This window comes from Mesorhizobium ventifaucium (assembly GCF_935822925.1).
Classification (GTDB): domain Bacteria; phylum Pseudomonadota; class Alphaproteobacteria; order Rhizobiales; family Rhizobiaceae; genus Mesorhizobium; species Mesorhizobium ventifaucium.
The window spans coordinates 205,325-228,646 of the sequence record NZ_CAKXZS010000008.1; the positions used below are offsets into that span (position 1 = coordinate 205,325).

Annotated in this window: 27 protein-coding genes; 17 read left to right on the top strand and 10 right to left on the bottom strand. The window is 62.5% G+C overall.

Annotated elements, in window-relative coordinates; translation table 11 throughout:
• Positions 1-86: 86 nt before the first annotated feature.
• Positions 87-575, bottom strand: a complete 489-nt coding sequence (locus NMG70_RS06720) for a RidA family protein (protein ID WP_254023828.1) — start codon at positions 573-575, stop codon at positions 87-89.
• 195 nt (positions 576-770) lie between these two features.
• Here NMG70_RS06720 and NMG70_RS06725 point away from each other — a divergent pair, with 195 nt between their 5' ends.
• The 10 genes from NMG70_RS06725 (at position 771) to NMG70_RS06770 (ending at position 10,084) form a co-directional block, all read left to right on the top strand.
• Positions 771-1,460, top strand: a complete 690-nt coding sequence (locus tag NMG70_RS06725; RefSeq protein ID WP_254023796.1) for a TetR/AcrR family transcriptional regulator — start codon at positions 771-773, stop codon at positions 1,458-1,460.
• A 315-nt stretch (positions 1,461-1,775) separates the two neighbouring features.
• Positions 1,776-2,429 (top strand): FadR/GntR family transcriptional regulator, encoded by a 654-nt coding sequence (locus NMG70_RS06730; RefSeq protein ID WP_254023797.1) that lies wholly within the window; start codon positions 1,776-1,778, stop codon positions 2,427-2,429.
• Positions 2,426-3,601: a PLP-dependent transferase gene (locus NMG70_RS06735; protein ID WP_254023798.1), complete on the top strand. Its 1,176-nt coding sequence runs from the start codon at positions 2,426-2,428 to the stop codon at positions 3,599-3,601. Before NMG70_RS06730 ends, NMG70_RS06735 begins: the two co-directional genes overlap by 4 nt.
• A 27-nt stretch (positions 3,602-3,628) precedes the next feature.
• The gene (locus NMG70_RS06740) at positions 3,629-4,888 is read left to right on the top strand and encodes an ABC transporter substrate-binding protein (RefSeq protein WP_254023799.1); all 1,260 of its coding nucleotides are present in this window, start codon (positions 3,629-3,631) and stop codon (positions 4,886-4,888) included.
• Between the two features lie 102 nt (positions 4,889-4,990).
• Complete coding sequence (locus tag NMG70_RS06745) at positions 4,991-5,926, top strand: carbohydrate ABC transporter permease (protein WP_254023800.1); 936 nt, start codon at positions 4,991-4,993, stop codon at positions 5,924-5,926.
• 14 nt (positions 5,927-5,940) lie between these two features.
• Entirely contained in the window at positions 5,941-6,774 is an 834-nt protein-coding gene (locus tag NMG70_RS06750; RefSeq protein WP_254023801.1) for a carbohydrate ABC transporter permease, read from the top strand.
• Positions 6,775-6,784: 10 nt separating this feature from the next.
• On the top strand, positions 6,785-7,885 hold the full coding sequence (locus NMG70_RS06755) for an ABC transporter ATP-binding protein (RefSeq protein ID WP_254023802.1): 1,101 nt from the start codon (positions 6,785-6,787) through the stop codon (positions 7,883-7,885).
• Positions 7,886-8,035: 150 nt separating this feature from the next.
• The gene (locus tag NMG70_RS06760; RefSeq protein ID WP_254023803.1) at positions 8,036-8,650 is read left to right on the top strand and encodes a hypothetical protein; all 615 of its coding nucleotides are present in this window, start codon (positions 8,036-8,038) and stop codon (positions 8,648-8,650) included.
• Positions 8,651-8,653: 3 nt separating this feature from the next.
• Positions 8,654-9,499, top strand: a complete 846-nt coding sequence (locus NMG70_RS06765; protein ID WP_254023804.1) for a 23S rRNA (adenine(2030)-N(6))-methyltransferase RlmJ — start codon at positions 8,654-8,656, stop codon at positions 9,497-9,499.
• Positions 9,500-9,631: 132 nt separating this feature from the next.
• Entirely contained in the window at positions 9,632-10,084 is a 453-nt protein-coding gene (locus NMG70_RS06770) for a hypothetical protein (RefSeq protein WP_254023805.1), read from the top strand.
• Here the strand turns inward: NMG70_RS06770 and NMG70_RS06775 are convergent.
• A complete protein-coding gene (locus tag NMG70_RS06775; RefSeq protein WP_254023806.1) occupies positions 10,054-10,395 on the bottom strand; it encodes a transcriptional regulator in 342 nt (113 codons plus the stop codon). The genes NMG70_RS06770 and NMG70_RS06775 overlap by 31 nt on opposite strands.
• Positions 10,396-10,931: 536 nt before the next feature.
• Between NMG70_RS06775 and NMG70_RS06780 the strand changes: the two genes are divergently transcribed.
• The gene (locus tag NMG70_RS06780; protein WP_254023807.1) at positions 10,932-11,396 is read left to right on the top strand and encodes a hypothetical protein; all 465 of its coding nucleotides are present in this window, start codon (positions 10,932-10,934) and stop codon (positions 11,394-11,396) included.
• 455 nt (positions 11,397-11,851) lie between these two features.
• Positions 11,852-12,448, top strand: a complete 597-nt coding sequence (locus tag NMG70_RS06785) for a glutathione S-transferase family protein (protein WP_254023808.1) — start codon at positions 11,852-11,854, stop codon at positions 12,446-12,448.
• 74 nt (positions 12,449-12,522) lie between these two features.
• Here the strand turns inward: NMG70_RS06785 and NMG70_RS06790 are convergent, their stop codons facing one another.
• On the bottom strand, positions 12,523-13,173 hold the full coding sequence (locus tag NMG70_RS06790; protein WP_254023809.1) for an outer membrane protein: 651 nt from the start codon (positions 13,171-13,173) through the stop codon (positions 12,523-12,525).
• 407 nt (positions 13,174-13,580) lie between these two features.
• Between NMG70_RS06790 and NMG70_RS06795 the strand changes: the two genes are divergently transcribed.
• The 5 genes from NMG70_RS06795 (at position 13,581) to NMG70_RS06815 (ending at position 17,870) form a co-directional block, all read left to right on the top strand.
• On the top strand, positions 13,581-14,357 hold the full coding sequence (locus NMG70_RS06795) for an SDR family oxidoreductase (protein WP_254023810.1): 777 nt from the start codon (positions 13,581-13,583) through the stop codon (positions 14,355-14,357).
• Positions 14,354-16,438, top strand: coding sequence for an excinuclease ABC subunit UvrC (uvrC, locus tag NMG70_RS06800; RefSeq protein ID WP_254023811.1), 2,085 nt, complete (start codon positions 14,354-14,356; stop codon positions 16,436-16,438). The genes NMG70_RS06795 and uvrC overlap by 4 nt, the downstream gene beginning before the upstream one ends.
• A 98-nt stretch (positions 16,439-16,536) precedes the next feature.
• On the top strand, positions 16,537-17,133 hold the full coding sequence (pgsA, locus tag NMG70_RS06805; RefSeq protein WP_254022349.1) for a CDP-diacylglycerol--glycerol-3-phosphate 3-phosphatidyltransferase: 597 nt from the start codon (positions 16,537-16,539) through the stop codon (positions 17,131-17,133).
• Position 17,134: 1 nt separating this feature from the next.
• Positions 17,135-17,392 (top strand): molybdopterin converting factor subunit 1, encoded by a 258-nt coding sequence (gene moaD / locus NMG70_RS06810; protein WP_254023812.1) that lies wholly within the window; start codon positions 17,135-17,137, stop codon positions 17,390-17,392.
• 1 nt (position 17,393) lies between these two features.
• Positions 17,394-17,870 carry a molybdenum cofactor biosynthesis protein MoaE gene (locus tag NMG70_RS06815; protein WP_254023813.1) on the top strand — a complete coding sequence of 159 codons (477 nt, stop codon included), beginning with the start codon at positions 17,394-17,396 and terminating at the stop codon, positions 17,868-17,870.
• Between the two features lie 837 nt (positions 17,871-18,707).
• Here the strand turns inward: NMG70_RS06815 and NMG70_RS06820 are convergent.
• The 7 genes from NMG70_RS06820 to bluB all read right to left on the bottom strand — a co-directional run bounded on the left by NMG70_RS06820 (position 18,708) and on the right by bluB (position 23,274).
• Positions 18,708-19,202 (bottom strand): DoxX family protein, encoded by a 495-nt coding sequence (locus NMG70_RS06820; protein WP_254023814.1) that lies wholly within the window; start codon positions 19,200-19,202, stop codon positions 18,708-18,710.
• A 2-nt stretch (positions 19,203-19,204) separates the two neighbouring features.
• Complete coding sequence (locus NMG70_RS06825; RefSeq protein ID WP_254023815.1) at positions 19,205-20,005, bottom strand: HvfC/BufC N-terminal domain-containing protein; 801 nt, start codon at positions 20,003-20,005, stop codon at positions 19,205-19,207.
• Positions 19,992-20,921, bottom strand: a complete 930-nt coding sequence (gene bufB, locus NMG70_RS06830) for an MNIO family bufferin maturase (RefSeq protein ID WP_254023816.1) — start codon at positions 20,919-20,921, stop codon at positions 19,992-19,994. Before bufB ends, NMG70_RS06825 begins: the two co-directional genes overlap by 14 nt.
• A gap of 28 nt (positions 20,922-20,949) precedes the next feature.
• Entirely contained in the window at positions 20,950-21,273 is a 324-nt protein-coding gene (locus tag NMG70_RS06835) for a BufA1 family periplasmic bufferin-type metallophore (protein WP_254023817.1), read from the bottom strand.
• 299 nt (positions 21,274-21,572) lie between these two features.
• Entirely contained in the window at positions 21,573-21,995 is a 423-nt protein-coding gene (gene ndk, locus NMG70_RS06840) for a nucleoside-diphosphate kinase (protein ID WP_254023818.1), read from the bottom strand.
• Between the two features lie 212 nt (positions 21,996-22,207).
• Positions 22,208-22,504 (bottom strand): DUF1905 domain-containing protein, encoded by a 297-nt coding sequence (locus NMG70_RS06845; RefSeq protein ID WP_254023819.1) that lies wholly within the window; start codon positions 22,502-22,504, stop codon positions 22,208-22,210.
• Between the two features lie 134 nt (positions 22,505-22,638).
• Positions 22,639-23,274, bottom strand: coding sequence for a 5,6-dimethylbenzimidazole synthase (bluB, locus tag NMG70_RS06850; RefSeq protein ID WP_254023829.1), 636 nt, complete (start codon positions 23,272-23,274; stop codon positions 22,639-22,641).
• Positions 23,275-23,322: the final 48 nt, after the last annotated feature.

Here is a 23,322-nt window from a genome sequence, read left to right on the forward strand (position 1 = left end):
ACGCCCATTGCTGAGCGTCCCTACCGCGATCCGGAATTCGTAATTCCGCGGAACTCAGGATAATTGCGAAAGGCGACCGGCACCACCTATTCCAGAATGACGACGGCCTCCACCTCAAAGAGCATGGGGTCAATTGCAAGCTTGGGAACGGGAATCAGAGTCTGCGCCGGCAGCGCCTCGCCGAACATTTTCTTGACGTTCTTGGTCAACACCTCAAGCTTGGACATATCGTGATCGACCACGAAGACCGTGAGCTTGGCGACCTGATCCGGCCTCGCACCGAGCGCATCGAGGGCGGTGCGCAAATTTGTGTAGGCCTGCTCAACCTGGACGGCGAAGTCGGGCGACAAGGCTCCTGTGCTGTCTTGGCCGCCCTGTCCGGAGATGTAGGCCACCCGGGCTCCGCGGGGCGTGATCACCGCCGTGCTGTAGCCATTCGGCGACGGATCGTAGAGGTTTTGTGGATTGACGATGGTCAGCTTGAGATCCTTCTCATTGGCTGTCGTCGCCGTGGGAACTCCCATGGTCATGATGATTAGCCCTTCGATAAGCAGATGCTTGATTGCGCGCGACATGATTTTCTCACGTGACATGATTTTCTCTTGGCTCTGCGAGGAACGTGCCCTCGCAGCCGGCATGTGAACTTTACCATACACCGACTCGTACATAGTACGAGTCGGTATTTGGTACGCCGTACGAGGAAATCCTTCAAGATCGACATTCATCGCTTTGCCGGTCAAAATCGACGTTCTCAACAGCGAGGAAGACGGATGGCAGCCAAACGTAGCGACGCCCGGGGCAAACGGCCTCAGCGGATAAGTGAGTGGCTCCAGCCCGTGCATGAGCCACGCAGTGAACCGCCGCTCTCTCGGGATCGTATCGTGGTGACCGCGGTGGAACTGCTTGACGCTCAAGGAGTCGACGGATTGACGATGCGTCGGCTGGCCGATCGCCTCGGCTCGGGCGTGATGAGCCTATACTGGCACGTCGACAACAAAGAGGATGTCTTTGATCTGGCGCTCGACTCGGTGCTCGAATATCGCGGACCGCAGCAAATAGCTCAAGACTGGCGCGGAGAAGTCGTTCATATGCTCGAAGACTGGCGCGCCAGCATGCTGCGCCATCCTTGGTCGGCATCGCTGTTGCCGCGCCGAGCGCTCGGCCCGAACATCCTCAGTCGCCTGGAACTGCTGAGCAAGACCTTGTCCCGAGCCGGTGTTGCCGACGCAGATGTGAACGTCGCGATATGGTCGCTCTGGAACTATGTGATGGGCGCCACCATCACCCGGGCGAGCTTCGACCTCTCGGACGACGACAGGGCCGCCGCGCAGCAGCGCCTTACACGTCTCAGCGAACGCTACCCGACAATCGAACGCTCTCGTCTGCTGTTGGACAATGATTGGGACGGCGCTTTCCGGAAAGGCCTCGGCTTCCTGCTCGATGGCCTCTCTCCAAGATGAGGCTGAACGGTAGCTTTGGCTCAAAGCAACTGTTGCAAAATCTCCGATTAAACGACGTTTTGCATCTGATTTTGCAAGGTCGCAGAAGACGCCCTTTGCGGCAACGTTCAAGGTTCCGCAATGGGTGTGAGCCGACATGCAACTGAGACACTGCCCAGGCCACTTGACGAAAGGCGGGCGGCGCGCAAAACTGCTAAGATGTCAGACCAATTTTGGGCGTAGGTGCCCGTGCGAACGCGCGGCGAACTGCCCGGGGCACCTGCCACGCGCGTGGCAATCGCCACGCTCCCGCCCTTGGACCGCGGCAAACAAGTTATGGAAGCGCTGGCCGACTATGTCGAGCGCGCTGCGCTGAAGAGCGGTGACCGGCTTCCGACCGAACGCGAATTGATGGCCGCGCTTTCCGTCGGGCGTTCGACGATACGGGAGGCGATGGGGCGTTTCGAAGCGCTTGGCGTTACCGAAACCCGCAAAGGCAGCGGCACCTATCTGCTCAAGCCGATATCCGCCGGCACGATTCATTTGCCGCTGTCGCTCGATGCGGCAGAGCTGCGCGATGGTCTCTTGCACACCCTCGAGGTGCGCCGCGGCATCGAGGCCGAGGCAAGCATGGTTGCGGCGCGGCGGCGGACAGTCGACGATCTGCGGACGATCGAGGAAAAACTCATCGAGATGGAGCGCGTCCATCTCGCCACCGGCACGTCGGGGCCGGAAGACCTGGCATTTCACCTGGCCGTCTACGACGCCACGCACAATCCGCTTTTCCGGCAGCTGCTGGGGCAGATGCGCGAAGCGTTCGAGCGCTTCTGGGACCATCCTTTCGACCGGCAGGATTTCGCGCGGCGATCGTTCCCGTATCACCGCGAGCTGTTCGATGCCATCGTCGCCAGGGATGCGGACCTGGCGCGCGGAAAAACGCTGAAGATCCTCGAGATCGTGGAAGAGGATATCGAGGAAATGTCGAAATGAACGGTCCCGATTTTTTCGACCAGGCCTCGCTGATCGCCGCCCATGACGAGGGCAACGCCTTCGATGCCGTCGTCCCGCCGATCGTGCAGACCTCGCTCTTCACCTTCGCGAATTATGACGAGATGCTCGAGACATACCGCGGCGAAAAAGTGCGGCCGACCTACACGCGCGGGCTGAACCCGACCGTGCGCATGTTCGAGGAAATGCTGGCAAAGCTGGAGGGCGCCGAGGACGCGATCGGTTTTGCAAGCGGCATGTCCGCCATCTCATCGGCAGTGCTGAGCTTCGTCGAACCGGGCGACCGCATTGTCGCGGTCAGGCATATCTACCCGGACGCGTTCAGACTGTTCGGGACATTGCTCGCGCGCATGCGCGTCGAAGTGACCTATGTCGACGGGCGCGACGAGGCGGCTGTCGCGAGCGCCCTGCCTGGCGCCAGGCTGTTCTATATGGAAAGCCCGACCAGTTGGGTCATGGAAACGCATGACATCGGTGCGCTCGCTGCTCTGGCAAAGTCCGGCGGTATCCCGACCATCATCGATAACAGCTGGGCCAGCCCGGTCTTTCAGCGGCCGCTGTCGCTCGGTGTCGACGTTGTGGTCCACTCCGCATCCAAGTACCTGGGCGGCCACAGCGATGTGGTGGCCGGCGTGGTCGCGGGCTCCAAGGAATTGATCGGCCGCATCCGCGGCGAAGCCTATCCATATCTCGGCGGCAAGCTGTCGCCATTCGACGCCTGGCTCTTGATCCGCGGCTTGCGCACACTGCCGATCCGGATGCGCGCGCATCAGGCCTCCGGCCTCGAAATCGCCCGGCGCCTGCAGGAACATCATGTCGTCGAGAAGGTCTGCCATCCGGGGTTGGCCAACCTGCTTCCCGCCGGGCTCACCGGCACGTCGGGCCTGTTCTCATTTGTCTTCCGCGACGGCATCGACATCCGCACCTTTGCCGACCGCCTCAAGTTGTTCAAGCTGGGCGTGTCGTGGGGCGGCCACGAAAGCCTCATCGTGCCCGGCGAGGTCGTGCTGCAGCAAAAGGCCCAACCCAATTCCGCGATGGCGTTCGGCGTTCATCCGCGGTCCGTGCGTCTTCATGTCGGCCTCGAGGGAACCGAGGCGCTGTGGAGTGACCTGGAAGCGGCGATCGACGTCGCTTCCGAAGAAAAGACCTGAAGCAACCAGACAAGAAGGGAACGGAAAATGAAGAAGCTTCTTATCGCCACATTCGCCACCGTACTGATGTCGGGTGCTGCACTCGCCGACACGACGCTGAAGCTCGTGGAGGTGATCACCAGCCCCGAGCGCACCGAAACCCTGAAGTCGATCGTCTCCAAATTCGAGGCGGCCAACCCGGGCACGAAGGTCGAGGTGATCTCGCTGCCCTGGGGCGAGGCGTTCCAGAAATTCGCGACCATGGTGTCCGCCGGCGAAATCCCCGACGTCATGGAGATGCCGGACACCTGGCTGTCGCTCTATGCCAACAATGGCCTTCTCGAAAGCCTCGAACCCCATCTTGCCAAATGGGAGCATACCTCGGGCCTCACCGATCGCGCGCTCGAACTCGGCCGCGACGTGAACAACACCGCCTACATGCTGCCCTACGGCTTCTATCTCCGGGCGATGTTCTACAACAAGAAGCTGTTCCAGGAGGCTGGTGTCACCGAGCCGCCCAAGACGATGGACGAGTTCGTGGCGGCGTCGGAAAAAGTTTCCAAGCTTCCAGGCAAATATGGCTACTGCCTGCGCGGCGGGCCGGGCGGCCTCAACGGCTGGATCATGTTCGGCGCATCCATGGCCGGTTCCAACAAGTTCTTCAATGAAGACGGCACCTCGACGATGAACAGCGAAGGCTGGGTCAAGGGACTGACCTGGGTCGTCGACCTGTACAAGAAGGGATTGGCGCCGAAGGACAGCGTCAACTGGGGTTTTAACGAAATCGTCGCCGGATTCTACACCGGCACCTGCGCAATGCTCGATCAGGATCCAGACGCGCTGATCGCGATAGCCGAGCGGATGAAGCCGGAAGACTACGGTGTCACGACCATGCCGAAGGGGCCGAGCGGCAAGACGTTCCCGACCATCGGCTACGCCGGTTGGTCGATGATGGCGGCCAGCCAGAACAAGGACCTCTCCTGGAAGCTGATCGAAACGCTCGAAGGGCCGGAGGGCAATATCGAGTGGAACAAGCGCACCGGAGCGCTGCCGGTCCACAAGTCGGCCGAAAAGGATCCCTTCTACGCAAGCGAGCAGTTCAAGGGCTGGTTCGCCGAACTCGAGGACAAGAATGCGGTGCCGACTGTCATGCCGACCTATCTCGAGGAGTTCGCCTTCTTCAAGGACTCGATGGTCATCAAGACCAGTCAACAGGCACTGCTTGGCGATATCACGCCAGAGGAAATGGCCAACCAGTGGGCCGACTATCTGACCAAGGCGCAGCAGAAATACCTGGCCAAGAAATAAACGGCGGACCTGGAGCATCGGAGCCGCCCTTCGCGGGTGGCTCCGTTAGTCTCGTCCATGGGCGATTGGAAGGATGGCCAATTGGAGCGAAAGCGTTAGCTGATGGTTTTTGACGCCACCGCCGGGTTCCCGGAATCGCGCCGCCGGTCGCTGGTCGACCGGATCACGCGTCACGCCGAGCCATATCTTTACACCGCCCCGGCGCTGATTCTGATCGTCACCATCATGCTGGCGCCGCTTGTGCTGGGCCTGTCCTATGCCTTCCGCGACGTGCACTTGCTCAATCCCTTCTCCGGCGGGTATGTCGGGCTCGATCATTTTCGCACCCTTTATGAGGACGACAATTTTTACCGGGCGCTACGCAACACGCTGTGGTGGACCGGCGCGTCCGTCTTGCTGCAATTCGTGTTCGGCCTGATCCTGGCGCTGTTGCTCGACCGGCCGTTCGCCGGCCGCGCCATAGCGCAGGCGCTGGTGTTCCTGCCCTGGGCGGTGCCGACTTTCCTCACCGGGCTCAACTGGGCGTGGCTGTTCAACCCCGTCATCGGACCGCTGCCGCATTGGCTTTATGGGCTCGGCCTCATGAGTGAGCCGACCAACATCCTTTCCAATCCGCAGCTTGCCATGTGGGGACCGATCATCGCCAACGTCTGGTGGGGCATTCCCTTCTTCGCCATCACGCTGCTGGCCGCGCTCCAGGCCATCCCGCGCGACCTCTACGAGGCGGCGGCGATCGACGGCGCCGGGGCATTCAGGCGGTTCACGTCGATCACCTTGCCATTCCTTGCGCCGACCATTGCGATCACCGTGCTGTTGCGCACCGTCTGGATCTCGAACTTCGCCGACCTGATCATCGTCATGACCAGCGGCGGGCCTGCCGACCGCACGCAGATCGTCGCGAGCTACATCTTCACGCAAGCCTTCAGGGCCCTGGATTTCGGCTATGCCTCGGCCATTGCGCTGGTGCTGCTCGTCCTGTTGCTCGCCTATTCGATGCTGATCGTCATGCTGCGGCAAGTCCTGATGGATCGGGCCTGATCGGGGATGACCAGATGAACAGCTATTCGACATTCGGCACCGCGCTGCACCGCGTGGCGATCCTCTGCTACGTCCTCTTTGCACTGTTCCCGCTGTTCTGGCTGTTGAAAGTATCGGTCACGCCGAACGACCTGCTCTATTCGGAGGGCGTGCGAATGTGGCCGTCGCGGATGAGCTTTGAACATTTCCGCTTCGTGCTGGCCCACAGCGCATTCCCGGTCTTCTTCAGGAACAGCATGATCGTTGCCGGCGCGACGGCCGTGATCGTGACGCTGCTCGCGTCTCTCTCCGGCTATGCGCTGTCGCGCTTCACCTTCCGTGGCAAATACTGGCTGGTCGCGCTGATGCTGCTCACCCAGATGTTTCCATTGGTGATGCTGGTCGCGCCGATCTTCAAGATGCTCTCTCCGCTCGGGCTGACCAACAGCCTGACCGGGCTCGTGGTCGTCTACACCGCCTTCAACATCCCCTTCGCGACGTTCCTGATGCAGTCGTTTTTCGACGGCATTCCCAAGGAATTGGAGGAGGCGGCCAAGATCGATGGCGCCACGCAGTTCATGGCGTTTCGCCAGATCGTCCTGCCGCTGACGCTGCCCGGCATTGCCGCGACGCTGGGTTTTGTATTCACCGCCGCATGGAGCGAACTGCTGTTCGCGCTGATGCTGATTTCAGGCAACAGCGCCGCCACGTTTCCCGTCGGTTTGCTCACCTTCGTGTCGAAGTTTTCGGTCGATTTCGGGCAGATGATGGCGGCCGGCGTGCTGGCGCTGATCCCGGCCTGCCTCTTCTTCCTGTTCATCCAGCGCTATCTGGTCCAGGGCCTGACGGCCGGCGCGGTCAAGGGCTGAGTGAGGTTTCATGGCATCGATCGAAGTCCGCAACGTCCGCAAGAATTTCGGCATCGTCTCCGTGCTGCACGGCGTCGACCTGTCGATAGCGAACGGCGAGTTCGTGGTGCTGGTGGGGCCGTCGGGCTGCGGCAAGAGCACGCTGCTGCGCATGATCGCCGGGCTCGAGGAGGTGACCGAAGGTGAGATCCGGATCGACGGCATGCGCGTCAATGAGCGGGCGCCCAAAGACCGCGACATCGCCATGGTGTTCCAGTCCTACGCGCTCTACCCGCACATGAATGTCGCCGAGAACATGAGCTACGGCCTGCGCATCCGGAAGGCTGCCCGCGAGAAGATCACGGCCGCCGTCAGCAATGCGGCCAGGAAGCTTGAGCTGCAGCCGCTGCTTGCGCGGCGGCCGAAGGCATTGTCGGGCGGTCAGCGCCAGCGTGTGGCGATGGGCCGCGCGATCGTGCGACAGCCCAAGGCATTCCTGTTCGACGAGCCGCTGTCCAATCTCGACGCGCGCTTGCGTGAGCAGATGCGGGCAGAGATCAAGAAGCTGCACCGCGATCTCGGCGCGACCTCGATTTATGTCACCCACGACCAGATTGAGGCGATGACCTTGGCCGACCGGATTGTCGCCATGCATGAGGGCGTCGTGCAGCAGGTCGGCAGCCCGCTGGAGCTTTACGACCGCCCTGCCAACCTGTTCGTCGCCGGCTTCATCGGATCGCCGGCCATGAATTTTCTGTCGGCGCGCTATGAGGTCGGCGCAGGCACGGCCGGCGCACGATTGCCTGACGGAACGCTGATTGGGCTTTCGTCTGGTTATCAACTGGAGGAAGGCGCGGCGGTGACGCTCGGCATCCGGCCGGAGCATGTCGAGATGTCGCCGGCCTCGGAGAGCAGCCTGAGGGCGACGGTCGACCTGATCGAGCCCACCGGCTTCGGCATCATCCTGCATCTCGGCCTGCATGGCCTGCCGTTCAACGTCTTCACGCTCGACCGGGCTGCGCTGACGGCTGGCCCGACGGTGACGGTGGCATTCCCGCCGCAACATTTGCATTTGTTCGATGAGACTGGAAAGCGCGCATTGGAATCGAGCCTCCAGAAGGGGAAGGGCTGATCCCCTCTTTCGGCCGTTCAGATCATTCGGATTTTCCCAAAACCGGTTCCCACCTTTGGGTCCGATGCTATTGTCAGCGAAGCAAAAAGTGGGAACCGGTTTTCGGACGAGATCATGATCAAACAACAACAGGGCTAGGTAGTCGAGCGCATGCGCTTTCTGTTTCTTCTGATCCTGCTCGCCGGCATCGGCATCGGCGTCGTCTATCCCTGGGCGATGACCAATTTCTCCGGCCATGAGATCGGCACCTGGCGGGTCTACGAACAGGGCCGGTTCAGGCCGGTGACCGTGCCGCTGGCCGTTCGCGACGCGCCGGTGCGGGTGCTGGTCGACCTCACCGCGAGAACCGAACGCATCGACGTCTCGCAACAGCGCACCGTGCTGACGCTGACCGCCGCCACCGGCGGCAGGACGGTGCTCGCCTCGACGCTGCAATTCAACCATTCGGAAAATCCGCGCCAGGTCAGCCCGCAACTGCCGGACAAGATCTTTCGCGACGAAGCCGGCCTGATCGCGAAGGTCAGCCCCGGCCCGTACCTCTTCACCATCGGCCCGGGCGACGCCGAGGGCATCGAGATGCGGGCCGTGGACCTCGTGCTGCGTTCCGGTGTCGGCGAGATCGACCGCCGGGCGCGGCCGGTCGGCTTCTCGCTGATGGCGGCCGGCCTGATCGGGCTGCTGTTGGCGTTGCGTTTCGGCGGCCGCCGGCCGCAAGATCCGAACTCGCAGCCGCCACCGCCACGCTGGGGCAGGGGCTCGAACTAGATCGTGAATTACCGCCACGCCTATCACGCCGGAAACTTCGCCGATGTCGTCAAGCATGTCGTGCTGAGCCGGCTCGTCGAATATCTGAAGCAGAAGGACAAGGCGTTCCGCGTCATCGACACCCATGCCGGCATCGGCCGCTACGACCTGTCGGCGACTGAAGCGCAAAAGACCGGCGAATGGCAAGGCGGCATCGGCCGGCTTGTCGATGCCGCGTTCGACGCGCCGGCGGCAGCGCTGCTGGCGCCTTATCTGGAAGCCGTCCGTTCGCTCAATCCTGGCGGCGGCGTGAAAAAATATCCGGGCTCGCCGCTGATCGCGCGTCATCTCATGCGCAAGCAGGACCGGCTGTCGGCGATCGAATTGCATCGCCAGGACGCCGCGAAGCTGAGGGCGCTATTCGCTGGCGATTTCCAGACCCGGGTGATCGAGATCGACGGCTGGCTGGCGCTCGGCGCGCATCTGCCGCCGAAGGAAAGGCGCGGCCTCGTGCTCGTCGATCCGCCCTTCGAAGAGAAGGGTGAATTCGACCGCCTCGTCGACGGGCTGCGCAAAGCCCACAAGCGCTGGCCCGGCGGCGTCTATGCGTTGTGGTATCCGGTCAAGGACCGCAAGGCGGTCGCCGCCTTCCGCAAGGTGCTGGTGCAGTCAGGTGTCCCGAAGCTGCTCGACATCGGCTTCGAGATCAGGCCGCCATCGGCCGAGCCCAGCCTTGACGGCAGCGGCATGGTGGTGGTCAACCCGCCGTTCACGCTGGAAGGCGAATTGCGCACGCTGCTGCCGGCCTTGCACAAATTGCTTGTCGTTGAAAAACCGGCGCATTGGACGCTGGAATGGCTGGCCGCGTAGAGGTGGCGGACGTATCCGCGCGCCTGCCCTGGTTGAAGGCGATTTCAGACTAGGAAACCATTGTCGCTACAACCGCTTGACCGCGCGCAAGCGAATCCGCACAGTGCACGCAGTCGACCATAAGAGGCTGCCATGACTCGCTTCGCCCAATCCGCGCTTGCCGCACTGATCGCCCTTTGCACGCCGCTCGGCACGTCACTCGCTGTCACCCAGGCAGCAAAGGCGGCCGACCTTGCCGTCTATACCGAAGAAGACAGCGGCGTTTGCGGTGAGGCCTGGGTGCTGAACAAGATCACCAGCCGCTTCTCCTACCAGGTGCACCACGTGCCGAATCTGCCCGACGTCGAGATCACCGATTTCCAGGGCATCCACCAGCACCGCTATCTGCCGGCCAATGAAACCTGGCCGATCGGCCGCCGCTATTGCGGCGCCACCGTCAGCCTGTCCGACGGCGACGCCCGCAGCATCTGGTATCTGATCGAGGAAGGGCAGGGCTTTGCCTCGATCGGCGACAATGTCGAATTCTGCGTCGCGGGCTTCGACCGCTGGATGGTCTACAACGGCCGCTGCCGAGTCCTGCGCTGACCGCGTTTGCCTGGCTGCTCCGCCTCATCGAGGATGGCGCGAAGGAAGGCGGCGTGACCGCGAAAGGCGCGCCGTCCGACTGACGTCGCCTTGACGCGCGTTTGCGGCCGACGACCGACAAACAGCTTTTCGACATCGACATATCCCGCCTTGGCGAGCATATCGATATGCGCGCCGAGATTGCCGTCGGTCGCATTGACGATGGCCTTCAATCGGGCGAATTCCAGCGCTTTGCGCCGTTCCAGAGCATTCAGCGTGGCCATGATCCTGAGACGCACGCTCTGGTGGATGATTTCGTCGGCAACCATCATCGGGCCTGCTGTGGTGTCAGGCGTTCAGTCTCACTGATCTGGGACAGCGCCGGTTGATCTTGCGCGAATGACATGCGCTTCTCCCGCATACTGCAGAATACTCTGCGGAATAGAGTAATCTGTCAACCTCGGCAAAAATTGCCCTCTCGAACGCAGGCAAGGTCCTGGCGCAGAGCGGGCCGCGTTTTGCTTTGTGGCTTGTGTAGATCGTCTGGTTGCACAAGACGATGAGATGGTTGAAGCAGTCCATCATGGCGTTGCCGGTCGATGATCGACGAGCAAAACGCTTGCTAACCTTCAGCGCTTCGTAGCGAGATTGGTCGGGTAAAACGCGCAGAATGTCTGTCGCAAACCCTCGTCAAAGCGCGAAGAGCAGCAGCCGCATTTTGCGAAATCAGCACGAGCGTGTGTCGCCGGTAATCAAAACTTAAACTGAAAGAATCATGCTAATGCTTCGCTGGCTAGACAAGCGCGAGTCAGATATGCATTACGCGCCGGGGTCATTAACGGCCGTCGGCACAACGAAGGGGCATGATATGGCTAAACAGTCATCCAAAGCGCCGGCATCCAAGTCACCGGCAAAGCAGGCACCGGCAAAGAAAGCACCAGTAAAAGCAGTGGCGGCAAAGGCCGCAGCCGCTGTGAAGAAAGCAGCACCTGCTGCCAAGCCGAAGGCCGCCGCGGCTAAGGCAAAAGCAGCGCCGGCCAAGAAGCCGGCCGCGAAGGCCGCGGCAAAACCGGCGGTGAAGAAAGCAGCACCTGCCAAGGCTGCCTCCGCCAAGGCAAAAGCAGCGCCGGCCAAGAAGCCGGCTGCAAAAGCCGCGGCGAAGCCGGCAACGAAGAAAGCAGCGCCTGCCAAGACTGCGCCGGCCAAGAAGGCTGCACCGGCCAAGCAGGCTGCGCCGGCAAAGAAAGCGGCTGCAGCGAAGTCTTCGGTAGCGGTGAAGAAAGCAGCGCCTGCGGCCAAGCCGAAGGCCGCGACCGCGAAGGCCAAGAAGTAATCGCGTTTCTTCGCTCGCGGAGGACAGTGCTGAAGACGGTTGAGGGCGGGTGCCGAACAGGCGCCTCGCTCGCAGGGTCAGTGCTCGGGCAGCAACAGAGGCGGAGGGAAGACAGCTTTTCGCAGCTCCCAGGACTTCGCCGTACGGCGAAGTCCGGTGGGGCATTTCTCTGTGCCCGGAGAGAAATTCCTGGTGCAAGACCGAGTTGGCTCGGCTTCGGATCCGTCTGACCTGCTCAGATGCTCTTAGGCTGGAACTGCCGTACCGCTCGTTTGCCTCGGGATCGTGGAGGAGGACGGTCGTTCGCCGTGGCGCCCGGTTTTTCCGCCTGTGGCTGTTGATCATACCGGGATGTCCGGCCAACAGTGTCGCGGAAATGGATCATACGCAGATTTAAAGTGCTACAGCGTCCTTTGCGCGTCCATGCTCTGTACTCGGCAAACAGGAAATCGATCATGCCCAGACTGCTCTACGCGTCCACGTCACCCTATAGTTCCAAAGTGCGCATGGCCGCGCTTTATGCCGGCATCGCCGTCGATCTCGTGCCGATAAAAACCGAGGACAAACCGGCTGAGCTGATCGACGCCAATCCACTCGGCAAGATCCCGGTGCTGGTGCTCGACGACGGCCGCTCGATCCACGATAGCCGCGCCATTACCCAGCATCTCAACCGCATGTCGAAGAACGCGCTGTTTCCGCGCAATCCCGACAAGCGCCTCGAGGCGGAAGTGCTGGAAGCGCTGGCCGACGGCATCTGCGACTGCGCGCTGTCGATGGTCTATGAGCGGCGCACGCGCCCCGAAGACATGGTCTACCAGCCGTGGCTCGACCGCCAATGGGCGAAGATCACCAGCGCGCTCGATCTGCTCAACGCCAATCCCCCAAAGCTGCCAAAGAAGATCACCACCGGTCAGCTGGCGCTGCGCGTCTGCCTTGGCTATCTCTCGCTGCGCTTTGCCGGAAAATGGGAAAAGGGCCGCAACCGGCTGGTCCGCTGGGCAGCGCGCTTCGACGAGAGGTTTCCGGAGCTGAAGGCCTGCATCCCGGCGTGAGCGGCAGCCAGAGAACGGGTCATAAAAAAGCCGGGCACGAGGCCCGGCTTTTTCGTGTCGTGGCTTGGACGATTTTAGAACTTCATGCCGACGCCGAAGGTGACGCGGTTGTCGGTCGACTTGACCTTGCCGATACCGTCAAAGTCCTTGTCGCCGAAGTCGGTGTAGCGATACTCGACACGGCCGAACACATTGTCGGTGATCTTGATGTCGGTACCGACGCCGGCCGTCCAGCCGAGCATGGTGTTTTCGTCGCTGGCGCCGGCCGCTTCGATCTCCTGGTTCTTGAGCGCGCCACCGGCGGTGCCGTAGAGCAGGATTTCCGGGGTGACGGCGTAGCCGAGGCGGGCGCGCAGCGAGCCTTCGAAGCCGCCCTTGGCCTCGACGCCAGCGTCGTCGCCCTCGATGCCGCTATAGCCGATATCGGCTTCAGCACCGTACACGAAGTTCTCCGCCTGCCACTGATAGCCGCCGAAGACGCCGCCGACAAAACCATCGGTGTCGACGTCGACGCCGAAATCGTCGGCATCAGCATGACCGCTGAAGCCGTAGCCGACGCTCACACCGGCATAGGGACCGGCCCACGAAGCGACCGGAAGTTCGGCGATCGGGGCGGGTGCCGGCGGCTCTTCCGAGATGACGTCAGCAGCATAGGCGGTTCCGCCGAGGGCGAAGAGCCCAAACGCCACCGCCAGCGGTCGCGCAAATTTAAGATTGGCTTGCATTGTTCTTTACTCCTTAAGCCACAGGCACAGGCTTGCTTTTCACAAGCGCCCTCAACCCGCCGGGGGGATAAACGGGTCTGGCGCTCAACGGTTCCGAATGTCGTGTCGAAATGCGGCTGAAGCGAACCTGAACTTGGGTCATTACCGGGCACGAATGAGGCCGAACTTTGACGTTGCATCTGCGCAACAGATAGTGTCAGGAGGCTTTGCCGTGCCGCGCTGAACACCGCTTGGAGCAAGGGGTCCGGAGCCCTATATTGCGGTCTGACGGCCGAGTCCCGGCCACAGTCGAAAGACCGATCCGGCCGCTTTGCCACAATGCTGCCCAAGGTCCGAACGGCATTTAACGCTTGGCCAGCCATAGTTCGCCGACTGGCTGAAATCGAAGCCCACTGAGGATTGACAGGATGAGCAAGGCCGCTGGAACGGCGCTGGTGACGGGCGGGGGCAAGCGGATCGGCAAGGCTATCGTCGAGGATCTGGCCGCGAACGGTTTTTCTGTCGCCATCCATTGCAACCGCTCGCGGGCCGAGGCGGAAGCGTTGGCTGCGCGGATCAACGGCGGCCACTTTGGCCAAGATGGCCGCGCCGCTGTGGTCGCCGCCGACCTGACCGACATGGCCGCGGTCGGCGACCTGGTCGGCCGCGCCGCAGCCGCGCTCGGACCTGTTACACTGCTGGTCAACAATGCCTCGATGTTCGTGGACGACACGGTTCAGGACGTCGACTGGATTGCCTGGGACCGTCACTTCGCCGTCCATGTGAAGGCGCCGGCACTTTTGGCGCAACAATTCGCCCGCGCTCTGCCGGAAGGCCAAGACGGGCTGATCGTCAATATGATTGACCAGCGCGTCTGGCGCCCGACGCCACGCTATTTCTCCTATGCGCTGTCGAAATCGACATTGTGGACGCAGACGCAGATGATGGCGCAGGCGCTGGCACCCCGCATTCGCGTCAATGCCATCGGTCCCGGCCCGACGCTGAAGAGCGCGCGCCAGCAAGACAGGGATTTTGCCGCGCAGGTCGACGGCCTGATCCTGAAGCGCGGCCCGGAATTGCCTGAATTCGGCGCCACCATCCGCTATCTCTGGGGCGCAAGCTCGGTCACCGGCCAGATGATCGCGCTCGACGGCGGCCAGCACCTTGCGTGGCAGACGCCGGATGTGACAGGCATTGTCGAATGAGTCCCATGGACCAGAAACACAAACGCGGCGGCGCCGCCGACGACCTGCCCCCCGATGTCGACCTCGAGGACGAGGCGGCGGAGGAGATCGTCGAACCGTCAACGCCCGGTTCCGACGGCCCTGATGTCGCTTTCACGGCCATCGATTGGGCGCCGCATGCCGGCGATGCAGACGGCATGGTCGGCGCCGAAGTCATCCAGACGCTGGTCAAACGGCTGCCCAACGCGCCCGGCGTGTACCGCATGATGAATGCCGCCGGAGATGTGCTCTATGTCGGCAAGGCGCGCAGCCTGAAGAAACGGGTGACCAATTACGCGCAAGGCCGTTTCCACACCAGCCGCATCGGCCGCATGGTGCGCGAGACGGCGACGATGGAGTTCGTCGTCACCCGCACCGAGATCGAAGCGCTGCTGCTTGAAGCCAACCTTATCAAGCGCTTGCGGCCGCGATTCAATGTGCTGATGCGGGACGACAAGTCGTTCCCCTACATCCTTTTGACCGGCGATCATGTCTCGCCCGGCATCTACAAGCATCGTGGCGCGCGCTCGCGCAAGGGCGACTATTTCGGCCCCTTCGCCTCGGCCGGCGCCGTCGGCCGCACCATCAATTCGCTGCAGCGCGCCTTCCTGCTCAGGAGCTGCACCAACTCCTTCTACGAGAACCGCACCCGGCCTTGCCTGCTGTTCCAGATCAAGCGCTGCGCCGGCCCGTGCACCGGCGAAATCTCGCATAGTAACTATGCCAAGCTGGTCGCCGAGGCGAAGGACTTCTTGTCCGGCCGCAGCCAGAAGGTGAAGACCGATATCTCCGCTGCCATGCAGCAGGCCGCGGAAAATCTCGATTTCGAGCGTGCCGCCATCTATCGTGACCGGCTGGCGGCGCTGTCGCATGTGCAGAGCCATCAGGGTATCAACCCGCAGACCGTCGACGAGGCCGATGTCTTCGCCATCCATCAGGAAGGCGGCCAGGTCTGCATCCAGGTGTTCTTCTTCCGCACCGGCCAGAACTGGGGCAACCGCGCCTATTTCCCCAAGGCCGATCCGGCGCTGGGGGCGGCCGAGGTGCTGGGCTCGTTCCTGGCGCAATTCTATGACGACAAGCCGACGCCGCGCGCCATCCTGTTGTCGCAGGGCGTCGAGGACCAGGAACTTTTGGCCGAGGCTCTCTCCACCCGCGCGGGTCGCAAGGTGGCGATCTCAGTGCCGCGGCGCGGCGAGAAGAAGGACCTGACCGACAACGCCCTGCAGAACGCCCGTGAGGCGCTCGGCCGCCGGCTGGCCGAGACCTCGACGCAAGGGCGGTTGCTCACCGGTTTTGCCGAGACTTTCGGCCTGAAGAAACCGCCGGTACGCATCGAGGTCTACGACAACTCCCACATCATGGGCACCAACGCCGTCGGCGCCATGGTGGTCGCCGGGCCGGAAGGCTTCGTTAAGAACCAGTACCGGAAATTCAACATCCGCTCGACCGAGATCACGCCGGGAGACGATTTCGGCATGATGCGCGAGGTGATGGGGCGGCGTTTCTCCCGGCTGCTGAAGGAACATGGCGAGGTGCCGCAGAGCGAACAGCCGGCGGACGACATCCTGGCCGAACAGGGCGACGATATCGAGGACACCGGTTTCCCGGCCTGGCCAGACGTCATCCTCATCGATGGCGGCCAGGGCCAGATGACGGCGGTACGACAGATCCTCGCCGACCTCGGCATCGAGGACCGTGTCCAGGCCATCGGCATCGCCAAGGGGCAGGACCGTGACGCCGGCCGCGAACGCTTCTTCGTCAGGGGCAAGCCACCGTTTTCGCTCCCCGTGCGCGACCCCGTGCTCTATTTCGTTCAGCGGCTGCGCGACGAGGTCCACCGCTTCGCCATCGGCTCGCACCGCGCCCGCCGCAAGAAGGAGATGGTCAAGAGCCCGCTTGACGAGATCAGCGGCATCGGTCCCGGTCGCAAGCGCGCGCTGCTCATGCATTTCGGCACCGCCAAGGCGGTCAGCCGCGCCGCGATCGAGGATCTGGTCAAGGTTGATGGTATATCCGAGCAGGTCGCCAAGCTGGTCTACAACCATTTTCACGAGAGCTGATGATTCGGCTATTTTCGGCTGGTCCATCGACTATCGCCTGTTGACCCCCCACATTCGCTTCTGATTTGAGTAGGCAGGCAGAGAGAGTTTCCAAAAATATGGCCCAGCGCGCATTCAACCTGCCCAACATGCTCACCTACGTCCGTATCCTCGCGGTGCCGCTGGTTGTGCTGTGTTTCTTTCTAGAAGGCCATCTGAAGTCGAGCGACTTCGCCCGCTGGTCGGCGCTGATCATTTTCCTGCTCGCCTCAATCACCGATTATTTCGACGGCTATCTGGCGCGTGCCTGGCAGCAGACCTCGAATATCGGCAAGATGCTCGATCCGATCGCCGACAAGTTGCTGGTCGCCACGTGCCTGCTGCTGCTGGCGGCCGATACCGATAGGCATGCCGGCATCGCCGGCTGGTCGCTGTGGGCGGCAATCATCATCCTGTGCCGCGAAATCCTGGTCTCGGGCCTGCGCGAATATTTGGCGGCGCTGAAGGTCTCGGTACCGGTGACGCAGCTGGCAAAGTGGAAGACCACCATCCAGATGATCGCCATCGCCTTTCTGCTCGCGGGACCTGCCGGCGACAAGATCTTCCCGCTGACCACCCAGACCGGGCTGGTGCTGTTGTGGATCGCCGCGCTGGTGACGCTTTACACCGGCTACGACTATTTCCGCGCCGGCCTCAAGCACATCATGGACGAGTAGCATGTCGACGCGGCTCATTTATTTCGCCTGGGTGCGCGAGCGGATCGGCAAGCCGCAAGAGGACGTCGAATTGCCCGACGGCATCGAGACGGTGGCCGACCTGCTGCGCTGGCTGAAATCGCGCGGCGAGGAGTACGAGCACGCGCTGCAATATCCTGACGTGATCCGCGTCGCCATCAACCAGGAACATGTCGAGCACCGCGAGAAGATATCAGGCGCGCGCGAGATCGCGCTGTTCCCGCCGATGACGGGTGGCTGAAATGCCTGGCGCGGTGGTGCCGACGGTGCGCATCCAGGCGGAGGATTTCGATGTCGCCGCCGAGATCGCCAAGATGACGCAAGGCCGCGCCGACATCGGCGCCGTGGTGACTTTCTCGGGTCTCTGCCGCGATGAAGCGGGCAGGCTCGCGGCACTCGAACTCGAACATTATCCCGGCATGGCCGAGGTCGAGATCGGCCGCATTGCCGCCGAAGCGGTTCACCGCTGGCCGCTGCAGGGCATCACCGCCATCCATCGCCATGGCAGGATCGCACCCGGTGAGAACATCGTGCTGGTGGTCGCTGCCTCCACGCACCGGCAGGCGGCATTCGAGGCGGCGAACTTCCTGATGGACTACCTGAAATCACGCGCGCCGTTCTGGAAGAAGGAACACCACACCGACGGCTCGGAAGGCGGCTGGGTCGATGCCAAGGAGGCTGACGACGAGGCCGCAAGCCGCTGGAAGCAGGCCAATTGATGCTTCGCGTCACCGCCAGGGGCTGCCGAATGGCAATCCTTCGATCCTGATCTTAAGCGGAGGCTCGTTCGCCAGCGGCCGAATTCACGCCCACGGCCCGTTGCGGAAAACATGCTACCCGCAGCGCGACTGATTTATTGGGAGCGACTAGGTGTTTGGTATTCTTGGCGTCCATGGCTCGTCGGGGCACCCAGCCCTTATCGAGGGCTTTGTAGAAAAGCTCGCACCTGACGTTCCGTCCTACTGCCCAAAAGGGACATTTCCGATGGTGACGGTTTCACTTTTTTCCAACGCGGTCCGGATTTTAGCATATCTGCGGAAACTCTGCTCGACCTCGCAAAAGAAAGCATATCTCCTGTCGGCTTTGTTTCCGAATTCGGCAGCGAGACCATGCTCGCTATTGGATATTCCAGTGGGGCAATTTTTGCGACAGCTCTGCTTGCAGTTGCACCGCAATTGTTTGTCGGAGCTATTTTGCTGCGTCCACAAGTGATCGCCGAGGATTTTGTCTTTCCAAAGTTATCAAGAAAGCCGGTGCTCATCTTTTCAGGGCTCCATGACAGCAGGCGACAGCCGCACCATGCCCTGCAACTTGTCGAGCAGCTTTCAGAAGCTAAAGCCCATGTCAACTATCATGCGCTGGAGGCGGGCACGATTGGGCACCCGACAATTATGATCTCATTCTTGCAGGCTCTTGGATGGCAGAGAACCTTAGACCCGGTGAATGATAGGTTGTATTGCGGCGTTCTTGCCAAACCTCGCGTGCTGGGTGGAAGCCTACCATTACTCCAGCACCTGATGGCAATGCGGAAGCGGAAGAGGAAGAGGTGGATTAGCTCAGCCCTTGTCAGTGCCGATCCGGTGATCGAGCGCAATCCGGCCGGGTCCCCATGCCATGATGCCGAGCGCCATCGCCGCCCAGGTGATGTGCAGCGGCCAGCCGTCCGGCACGGTGAGTTGTATGACCAGCGTCATCACGAGCAGCCCGAATGCCGCCAGTCTCGTCGCCAGGCCGAGAACGAGAAGAATTGGCAGCAGGATTTCTGCCGACCCTGAGGCGAACGCCACCAGCCCAGGTGCAGGAAAATCGTAAGGGCCGCCGGGCAGATGCAGCTTGAGCTCCGAGCTGAAAAGCAGCACGGCGACATCGTTCAACTGCAAAAAACCGTCCCATTTGTTGATGCCGGACCGCCAGAACGGGACGGCGAGCGCGCAGCGCAGGACAAGCTGCGTCAGCGACGGTGTGGCACTCGTGCGCAGCGCGGCGTTCACCCTCTCGGCGAGGGCGAGCCCTCGCGGCCCGGTGCTGGCGTTCCGCCCGTGGTTCGTCATGCTCACCCTCCCTGGTGTGCCGCTGTGAAGGCGCTTGCCTGCAGCAGGCCGGCAATATTAGCGGCAAGGTCGAATTCGGCACGCTCTGCCAATGCTGCGCCGGCCGCCGCGCCGAGTGGCTCGCCCGCCATGAGACGATCCAGAAAGGCCGCGCCGCCGGGCGGCAGGTGGCGAACAAAGACTTCGAGCCCGGGCCGCGTGACCAGCGCATCTTCAGGGCGGTCCGCCTCGATCCGCCCGACAGGGCCGTTGCGCCGGTTTGCCGCAAAGATCGTCACGACCGGAAAGCGCGAGCGCGTGGCACGCGTTGCCGGGTGTGGCACGAACACGGTATCGGCTAGCCGTTCGGGCGGGATCGAGGCCAGTGCTGCGGAAGCCAGCGGTTCCGCGTCGGCGGCATGATAGGCGTCGAGCCAGGCCCGCTCCAAGCGCGCCACGTCAGCCAGCCATGGCATCGGCCGCGCATAGTCGTAGCGCTCGATGAAGTCGGGAAAGTCGCGGCCGTATTCGAACAGAAGCGGCGAAGTGGGTGGCGTTTCGCGGACATGGAAGCGCGCCATCGCCCGAAAGAAGTCCGGGCCGGTGATGCGCAGCGTCGCTGGAAAGCTGGCGGTCAGCGCATCGATCAGGCTGACCGTGACGTTGTTGCGGTAGACGGCGTATCGTTTGACCGCTGCCTTCCCGTTCGGCCCCGAGACAGCGTCAGGCGGGGCACGGTCAGGATCGAGCAAACCGGCGGTGAATGCCGCGGCATAGTCGAACCGGTGGCTAAGGTCGCCCGACTGGAGCTCATCCTGCGGCATGGGCTTTTCCGAACACATGGTGGATGTCGGCGTGATTGTCGAGAATCGCTTGGGCGGCGGCGGCCTCCGCCTTGAGCACCGGCCAGTCGGGAATGTTGCTGTCCCATTCGATCAGCGTCGGCAGCGGTCCGCATCGGCCGATGACGATATCGAAAAGCTTCCAGACCGCGTCGGCGACCGGCCCGTCATGGCTGTCGATGAGCAGCAGGTCGCCCTCGTCATCCGCCTGCTCGGCGTGCCCGGCCAGATGGATTTCGCCAACATGCGCGAGCGGGAAATCCGCGAGGTAGGAAAGGGCTGAATAGCCGTGATTGGTGGCCGAAACGAAGACGTTGTTGACGTCGAGCAATAGGCCGCAACCGGTACGCTGCACCAGCGCGCCGATGAAATCCGTCTCGCTCATCGTCGATTCCGCGAAAAGGACGTAGGTCGAGGGGTTCTCGAGCAGGATCGGGCGGCCGATCGTCTCCTGCATTTCATCGATGTGATCCGCCACGCGCGAAACCGTTGCCGGCGTATAGGGCAGGGGAAGCAGGTCGTTGTAATAGGTGGTGTCGTGGGTCGACCAGGCGAGATGCTCCGAAACCAGCGCCGGCTCATAGCGGTCGACGAGCGCCTTGAAACGACCGAGATGCGCTTTGTCGAGCGGCCGCGGTCCGCCGATCGACATGCACACCCCGTGCAGCGAAACGGGATAGTCGCGGCGGATGCTGGCCAGCGCATCGTGCGGCGGGCCGCCGGCGCCCATGTAGTTTTCGGCGTGGACCTCGAAGAAGCCGTCCTTTGGGCCGTCGCCAAGGATCGCGTGTAGATGCTCGTGCTTGAAACTGGTGCCGGCGAGGCCGGCGATCGGGTGCGCCGGAAAGCGCGAGGTTTTCGATATGCGGGATGCTGGGGCCAGTCCGTTCATCTTCATCTCCGCTTTCCGGGGCAGGCTGCATTGCTTAGGACGGGACGTCGCGGCTCAGCGCCGTGAGCGAGCCCTTGCGGTCGCCGGGCAGGTCCATCGTCGTGCAGGTACCGCCGTCGACGAACTTCCAGGCGTTGCCCTGGTAATCGACCGTCGAGGTGCCTTGGCAGGTGGTGCCGGGTCCTGCCGCGCAGTCGTTCTGCCCCTTCAGGGCGACGCCAAAGCACTTCTCCTTGCCGGCATCCATCGCCGCCTTGGCCTCTGCCTCGGACAGCGGCGCGGCCGCCGCAAAAGAAGCGAGAGCCGTGGCAACGGCGCCGGCCAGGAAGGCCGCGCTCACGGTTGATATTGTTGACATGATTTCACCTCCGCTTGAGTTGTTGCGCGCGCCATTCCTCAAGCGCGCATTGGTCAGTTCGGTCCGGAGGCTCGCTGCGTTACACCTTATGAGAACACGACTTCGTGATCGCCTGGGCTGGCCCACCAGGTCGATCCGCTGATCATCAGTGGGAGAAGATGAGAACGTCGAGCCAGAGGCCGGCGGCGGCCCTGCTCTGTTCGGTCAGTTGCCGGCTTCGGCGTCCGGTGCCGGATCGCAGCAATGAAAAAAGGCCGGCATTGCGCCGGCCCCTTTTTGCGTGGTGATGGGTTGTCGGCTCAGCCGACGATCTCGGTGTCCGAGAACCAGTACTTGATCTCCTGCGCGGCGGTCTCGGGCGCGTCGGAGCCGTGCACGGAATTCTCGCCGATCGACCGCGCGTGCACCTTGCGGATGGTACCTTCGGCCGCGTTGGTCGGGTTGGTGGCGCCCATCACGTCGCGGTTTTTGGCAATGGCGTTCTCGCCTTCCAGCACCTGCACGACCGTGGGACCCGACGACATCGACTCGACCAACTCGCCGAAGAACGGACGATCCTTGTGGACGGCGTAAAAACCTTCCGCCTCGCGGCGGCTCATCCACACCCGGCGCGAGGCGACGACGCGCAGGCCGGCTTCTTCGAGCATCTGGGTGATGGCGCCGGTGAGATTGCGCCGCGTTGCATCCGGCTTGATCATGGAAAAGGTGCGTTCGAGCGCCATGGGGTCGTCCTTGTGATGGAGAGTGGAATTCAGGGTGGCGGGCTCTATACAAGCCGCCCGCCGGCTTGCCAAGGGGCTGGCGCTAATGCATGTCGCGCAAAAGTGCTCAGCGGTTTTGCGATAACGACATCCATAAAAACAAGAACTTAAGCGCGTCGCCGACGTGCTTTAGCCGCCGCATAGCGTGTCGCCGTCAGCCAAAACCAATGTTGTCATAACTGCATCTCGATCGTCAGGTTGGCCGTGTCACCAGCCCGAAGGCCTTCGCGGACCCGCACCGCTGTCTTGATCGGCAACAGCATGCTGCCGGATTTCTTGTCGGGAAACAGCGATGTCCGCCATCTGGTCTGGCCGATGACGGCCTCCACGCCAAGCGAGCCCCAGGGCCGTGCCATGCCCGCCGTCGCCGTCTTGATCCGTGCCCCAAGCTCCGGCGGCAGCGTCACGAAATGCCAGCCGCCCTTGCCCGGATAGACCCAGATCCCGGCCTGCACGTCGTAGCGAAACATTTTGGGCCTCTCCTCAGATAAAGGCCGTCGCGGCTGGCTTGCCATGGTGTCTTGTTGGCAACGCCGGCGATCGGCGAATTCATCCATAATATCCATTCTTCCCTGCAAGGGAGGCTGGCAGCGTCGCCGTTGCACTACCGCCTTGTCACCATCGGAGCGCGCCGGTCTTCCCAGCCTTCTCGCTCCAGTTCCGGCACGCTGTGGCTCTCGCTCGGGTAGCCGACGCAGAAGTAACCGATCAGCGTCCACTCCGGCGGCGCATCCAGGATCGTCGCCATTTCGGCCGGGTCGAGGATCGAGACCCAGCCCATGCCTATTCCTTCGGCGCGCGCCGCCAGCCAAAAAGTGTGGATCGCCATCACCGCCGAATATTCGATGGTCGCGGGCATGGTCAGGCGGCCGAGCCCATGTCCCTGTTGCGTCGCGCGGTCGGCAAAGACCGCGAATTGACAAGGCGCTTCGTTCAAGCCGGCAAGCTTCAGGCGCGCATAGAGCGCGGCGCGTTCGCCGCCGAACGATGCGAGCGCCTCCGCATTGCAGCGCTCAAAGCAAGCCCTCACGGCGCCGCGGCACGCCGCACTCTCGACCACGACGAAACGCCAGGGCTGGCTCAGCCCGACCGAGGGCGCAATGCTGGAGAGGTCAAGCAGCCGCTCCAGCGCGCCTTCGGGGAGCGGCGTCGGCTTGAAACGCCTGACATCCCGCCGCCACAGGAAGAGGTTGACCAGCTCGGCGCGAAAATCGTCCGGGAATTCCGGGTCTGACGTCATGGTGTCGTACTGTCTTTGCGAAGGGAGAAGGGCAGTAGGGCAGTAGGG

Bases quoted from the DNA above. Each gene is read 5' to 3' on its own strand.
- NMG70_RS06740 (WP_254023799.1), top strand. From the start codon at position 3,629: ATGAAGAAGCTTCTTATCGCCACATTCGCCACCGTACTGATGTCGGGT.
- NMG70_RS06795 (WP_254023810.1), top strand. From the start codon at position 13,581: ATGAGCAAGGCCGCTGGAACGGCGCTGGTGACGGGCGGGGGCAAGCGG.
- NMG70_RS06745 (WP_254023800.1), top strand. From the start codon at position 4,991: ATGGTTTTTGACGCCACCGCCGGGTTCCCGGAATCGCGCCGCCGGTCG.
- pgsA (WP_254022349.1), top strand. From the start codon at position 16,537: ATGGCCCAGCGCGCATTCAACCTGCCCAACATGCTCACCTACGTCCGT.
- NMG70_RS06780 (WP_254023807.1), top strand. From the start codon at position 10,932: ATGGCTAAACAGTCATCCAAAGCGCCGGCATCCAAGTCACCGGCAAAG.
- NMG70_RS06760 (WP_254023803.1), top strand. From the start codon at position 8,036: ATGCGCTTTCTGTTTCTTCTGATCCTGCTCGCCGGCATCGGCATCGGC.
- NMG70_RS06730 (WP_254023797.1), top strand. From the start codon at position 1,776: ATGGAAGCGCTGGCCGACTATGTCGAGCGCGCTGCGCTGAAGAGCGGT.
- NMG70_RS06825 (WP_254023815.1), bottom strand. From the start codon at position 20,005: ATGCCGCAGGATGAGCTCCAGTCGGGCGACCTTAGCCACCGGTTCGAC.
- ndk (WP_254023818.1), bottom strand. From the start codon at position 21,995: ATGGCGCTCGAACGCACCTTTTCCATGATCAAGCCGGATGCAACGCGG.
- NMG70_RS06815 (WP_254023813.1), top strand. From the start codon at position 17,394: ATGCCTGGCGCGGTGGTGCCGACGGTGCGCATCCAGGCGGAGGATTTC.
- NMG70_RS06735 (WP_254023798.1), top strand. From the start codon at position 2,426: ATGAACGGTCCCGATTTTTTCGACCAGGCCTCGCTGATCGCCGCCCAT.
- moaD (WP_254023812.1), top strand. From the start codon at position 17,135: ATGTCGACGCGGCTCATTTATTTCGCCTGGGTGCGCGAGCGGATCGGC.
- NMG70_RS06775 (WP_254023806.1), bottom strand. From the start codon at position 10,395: ATGATGGTTGCCGACGAAATCATCCACCAGAGCGTGCGTCTCAGGATC.
- NMG70_RS06720 (WP_254023828.1), bottom strand. From the start codon at position 575: ATGTCGCGCGCAATCAAGCATCTGCTTATCGAAGGGCTAATCATCATG.
- NMG70_RS06820 (WP_254023814.1), bottom strand. From the start codon at position 19,202: ATGACGAACCACGGGCGGAACGCCAGCACCGGGCCGCGAGGGCTCGCC.
- NMG70_RS06770 (WP_254023805.1), top strand. From the start codon at position 9,632: ATGACTCGCTTCGCCCAATCCGCGCTTGCCGCACTGATCGCCCTTTGC.
- NMG70_RS06750 (WP_254023801.1), top strand. From the start codon at position 5,941: ATGAACAGCTATTCGACATTCGGCACCGCGCTGCACCGCGTGGCGATC.
- NMG70_RS06725 (WP_254023796.1), top strand. From the start codon at position 771: ATGGCAGCCAAACGTAGCGACGCCCGGGGCAAACGGCCTCAGCGGATA.
- NMG70_RS06790 (WP_254023809.1), bottom strand. From the start codon at position 13,173: ATGCAAGCCAATCTTAAATTTGCGCGACCGCTGGCGGTGGCGTTTGGG.
- NMG70_RS06845 (WP_254023819.1), bottom strand. From the start codon at position 22,504: ATGTTTCGCTACGACGTGCAGGCCGGGATCTGGGTCTATCCGGGCAAG.
- NMG70_RS06785 (WP_254023808.1), top strand. From the start codon at position 11,852: ATGCCCAGACTGCTCTACGCGTCCACGTCACCCTATAGTTCCAAAGTG.
- NMG70_RS06755 (WP_254023802.1), top strand. From the start codon at position 6,785: ATGGCATCGATCGAAGTCCGCAACGTCCGCAAGAATTTCGGCATCGTC.
- uvrC (WP_254023811.1), top strand. From the start codon at position 14,354: ATGAGTCCCATGGACCAGAAACACAAACGCGGCGGCGCCGCCGACGAC.
- NMG70_RS06835 (WP_254023817.1), bottom strand. From the start codon at position 21,273: ATGTCAACAATATCAACCGTGAGCGCGGCCTTCCTGGCCGGCGCCGTT.
- bluB (WP_254023829.1), bottom strand. From the start codon at position 23,274: ATGACGTCAGACCCGGAATTCCCGGACGATTTTCGCGCCGAGCTGGTC.
- bufB (WP_254023816.1), bottom strand. From the start codon at position 20,921: ATGAAGATGAACGGACTGGCCCCAGCATCCCGCATATCGAAAACCTCG.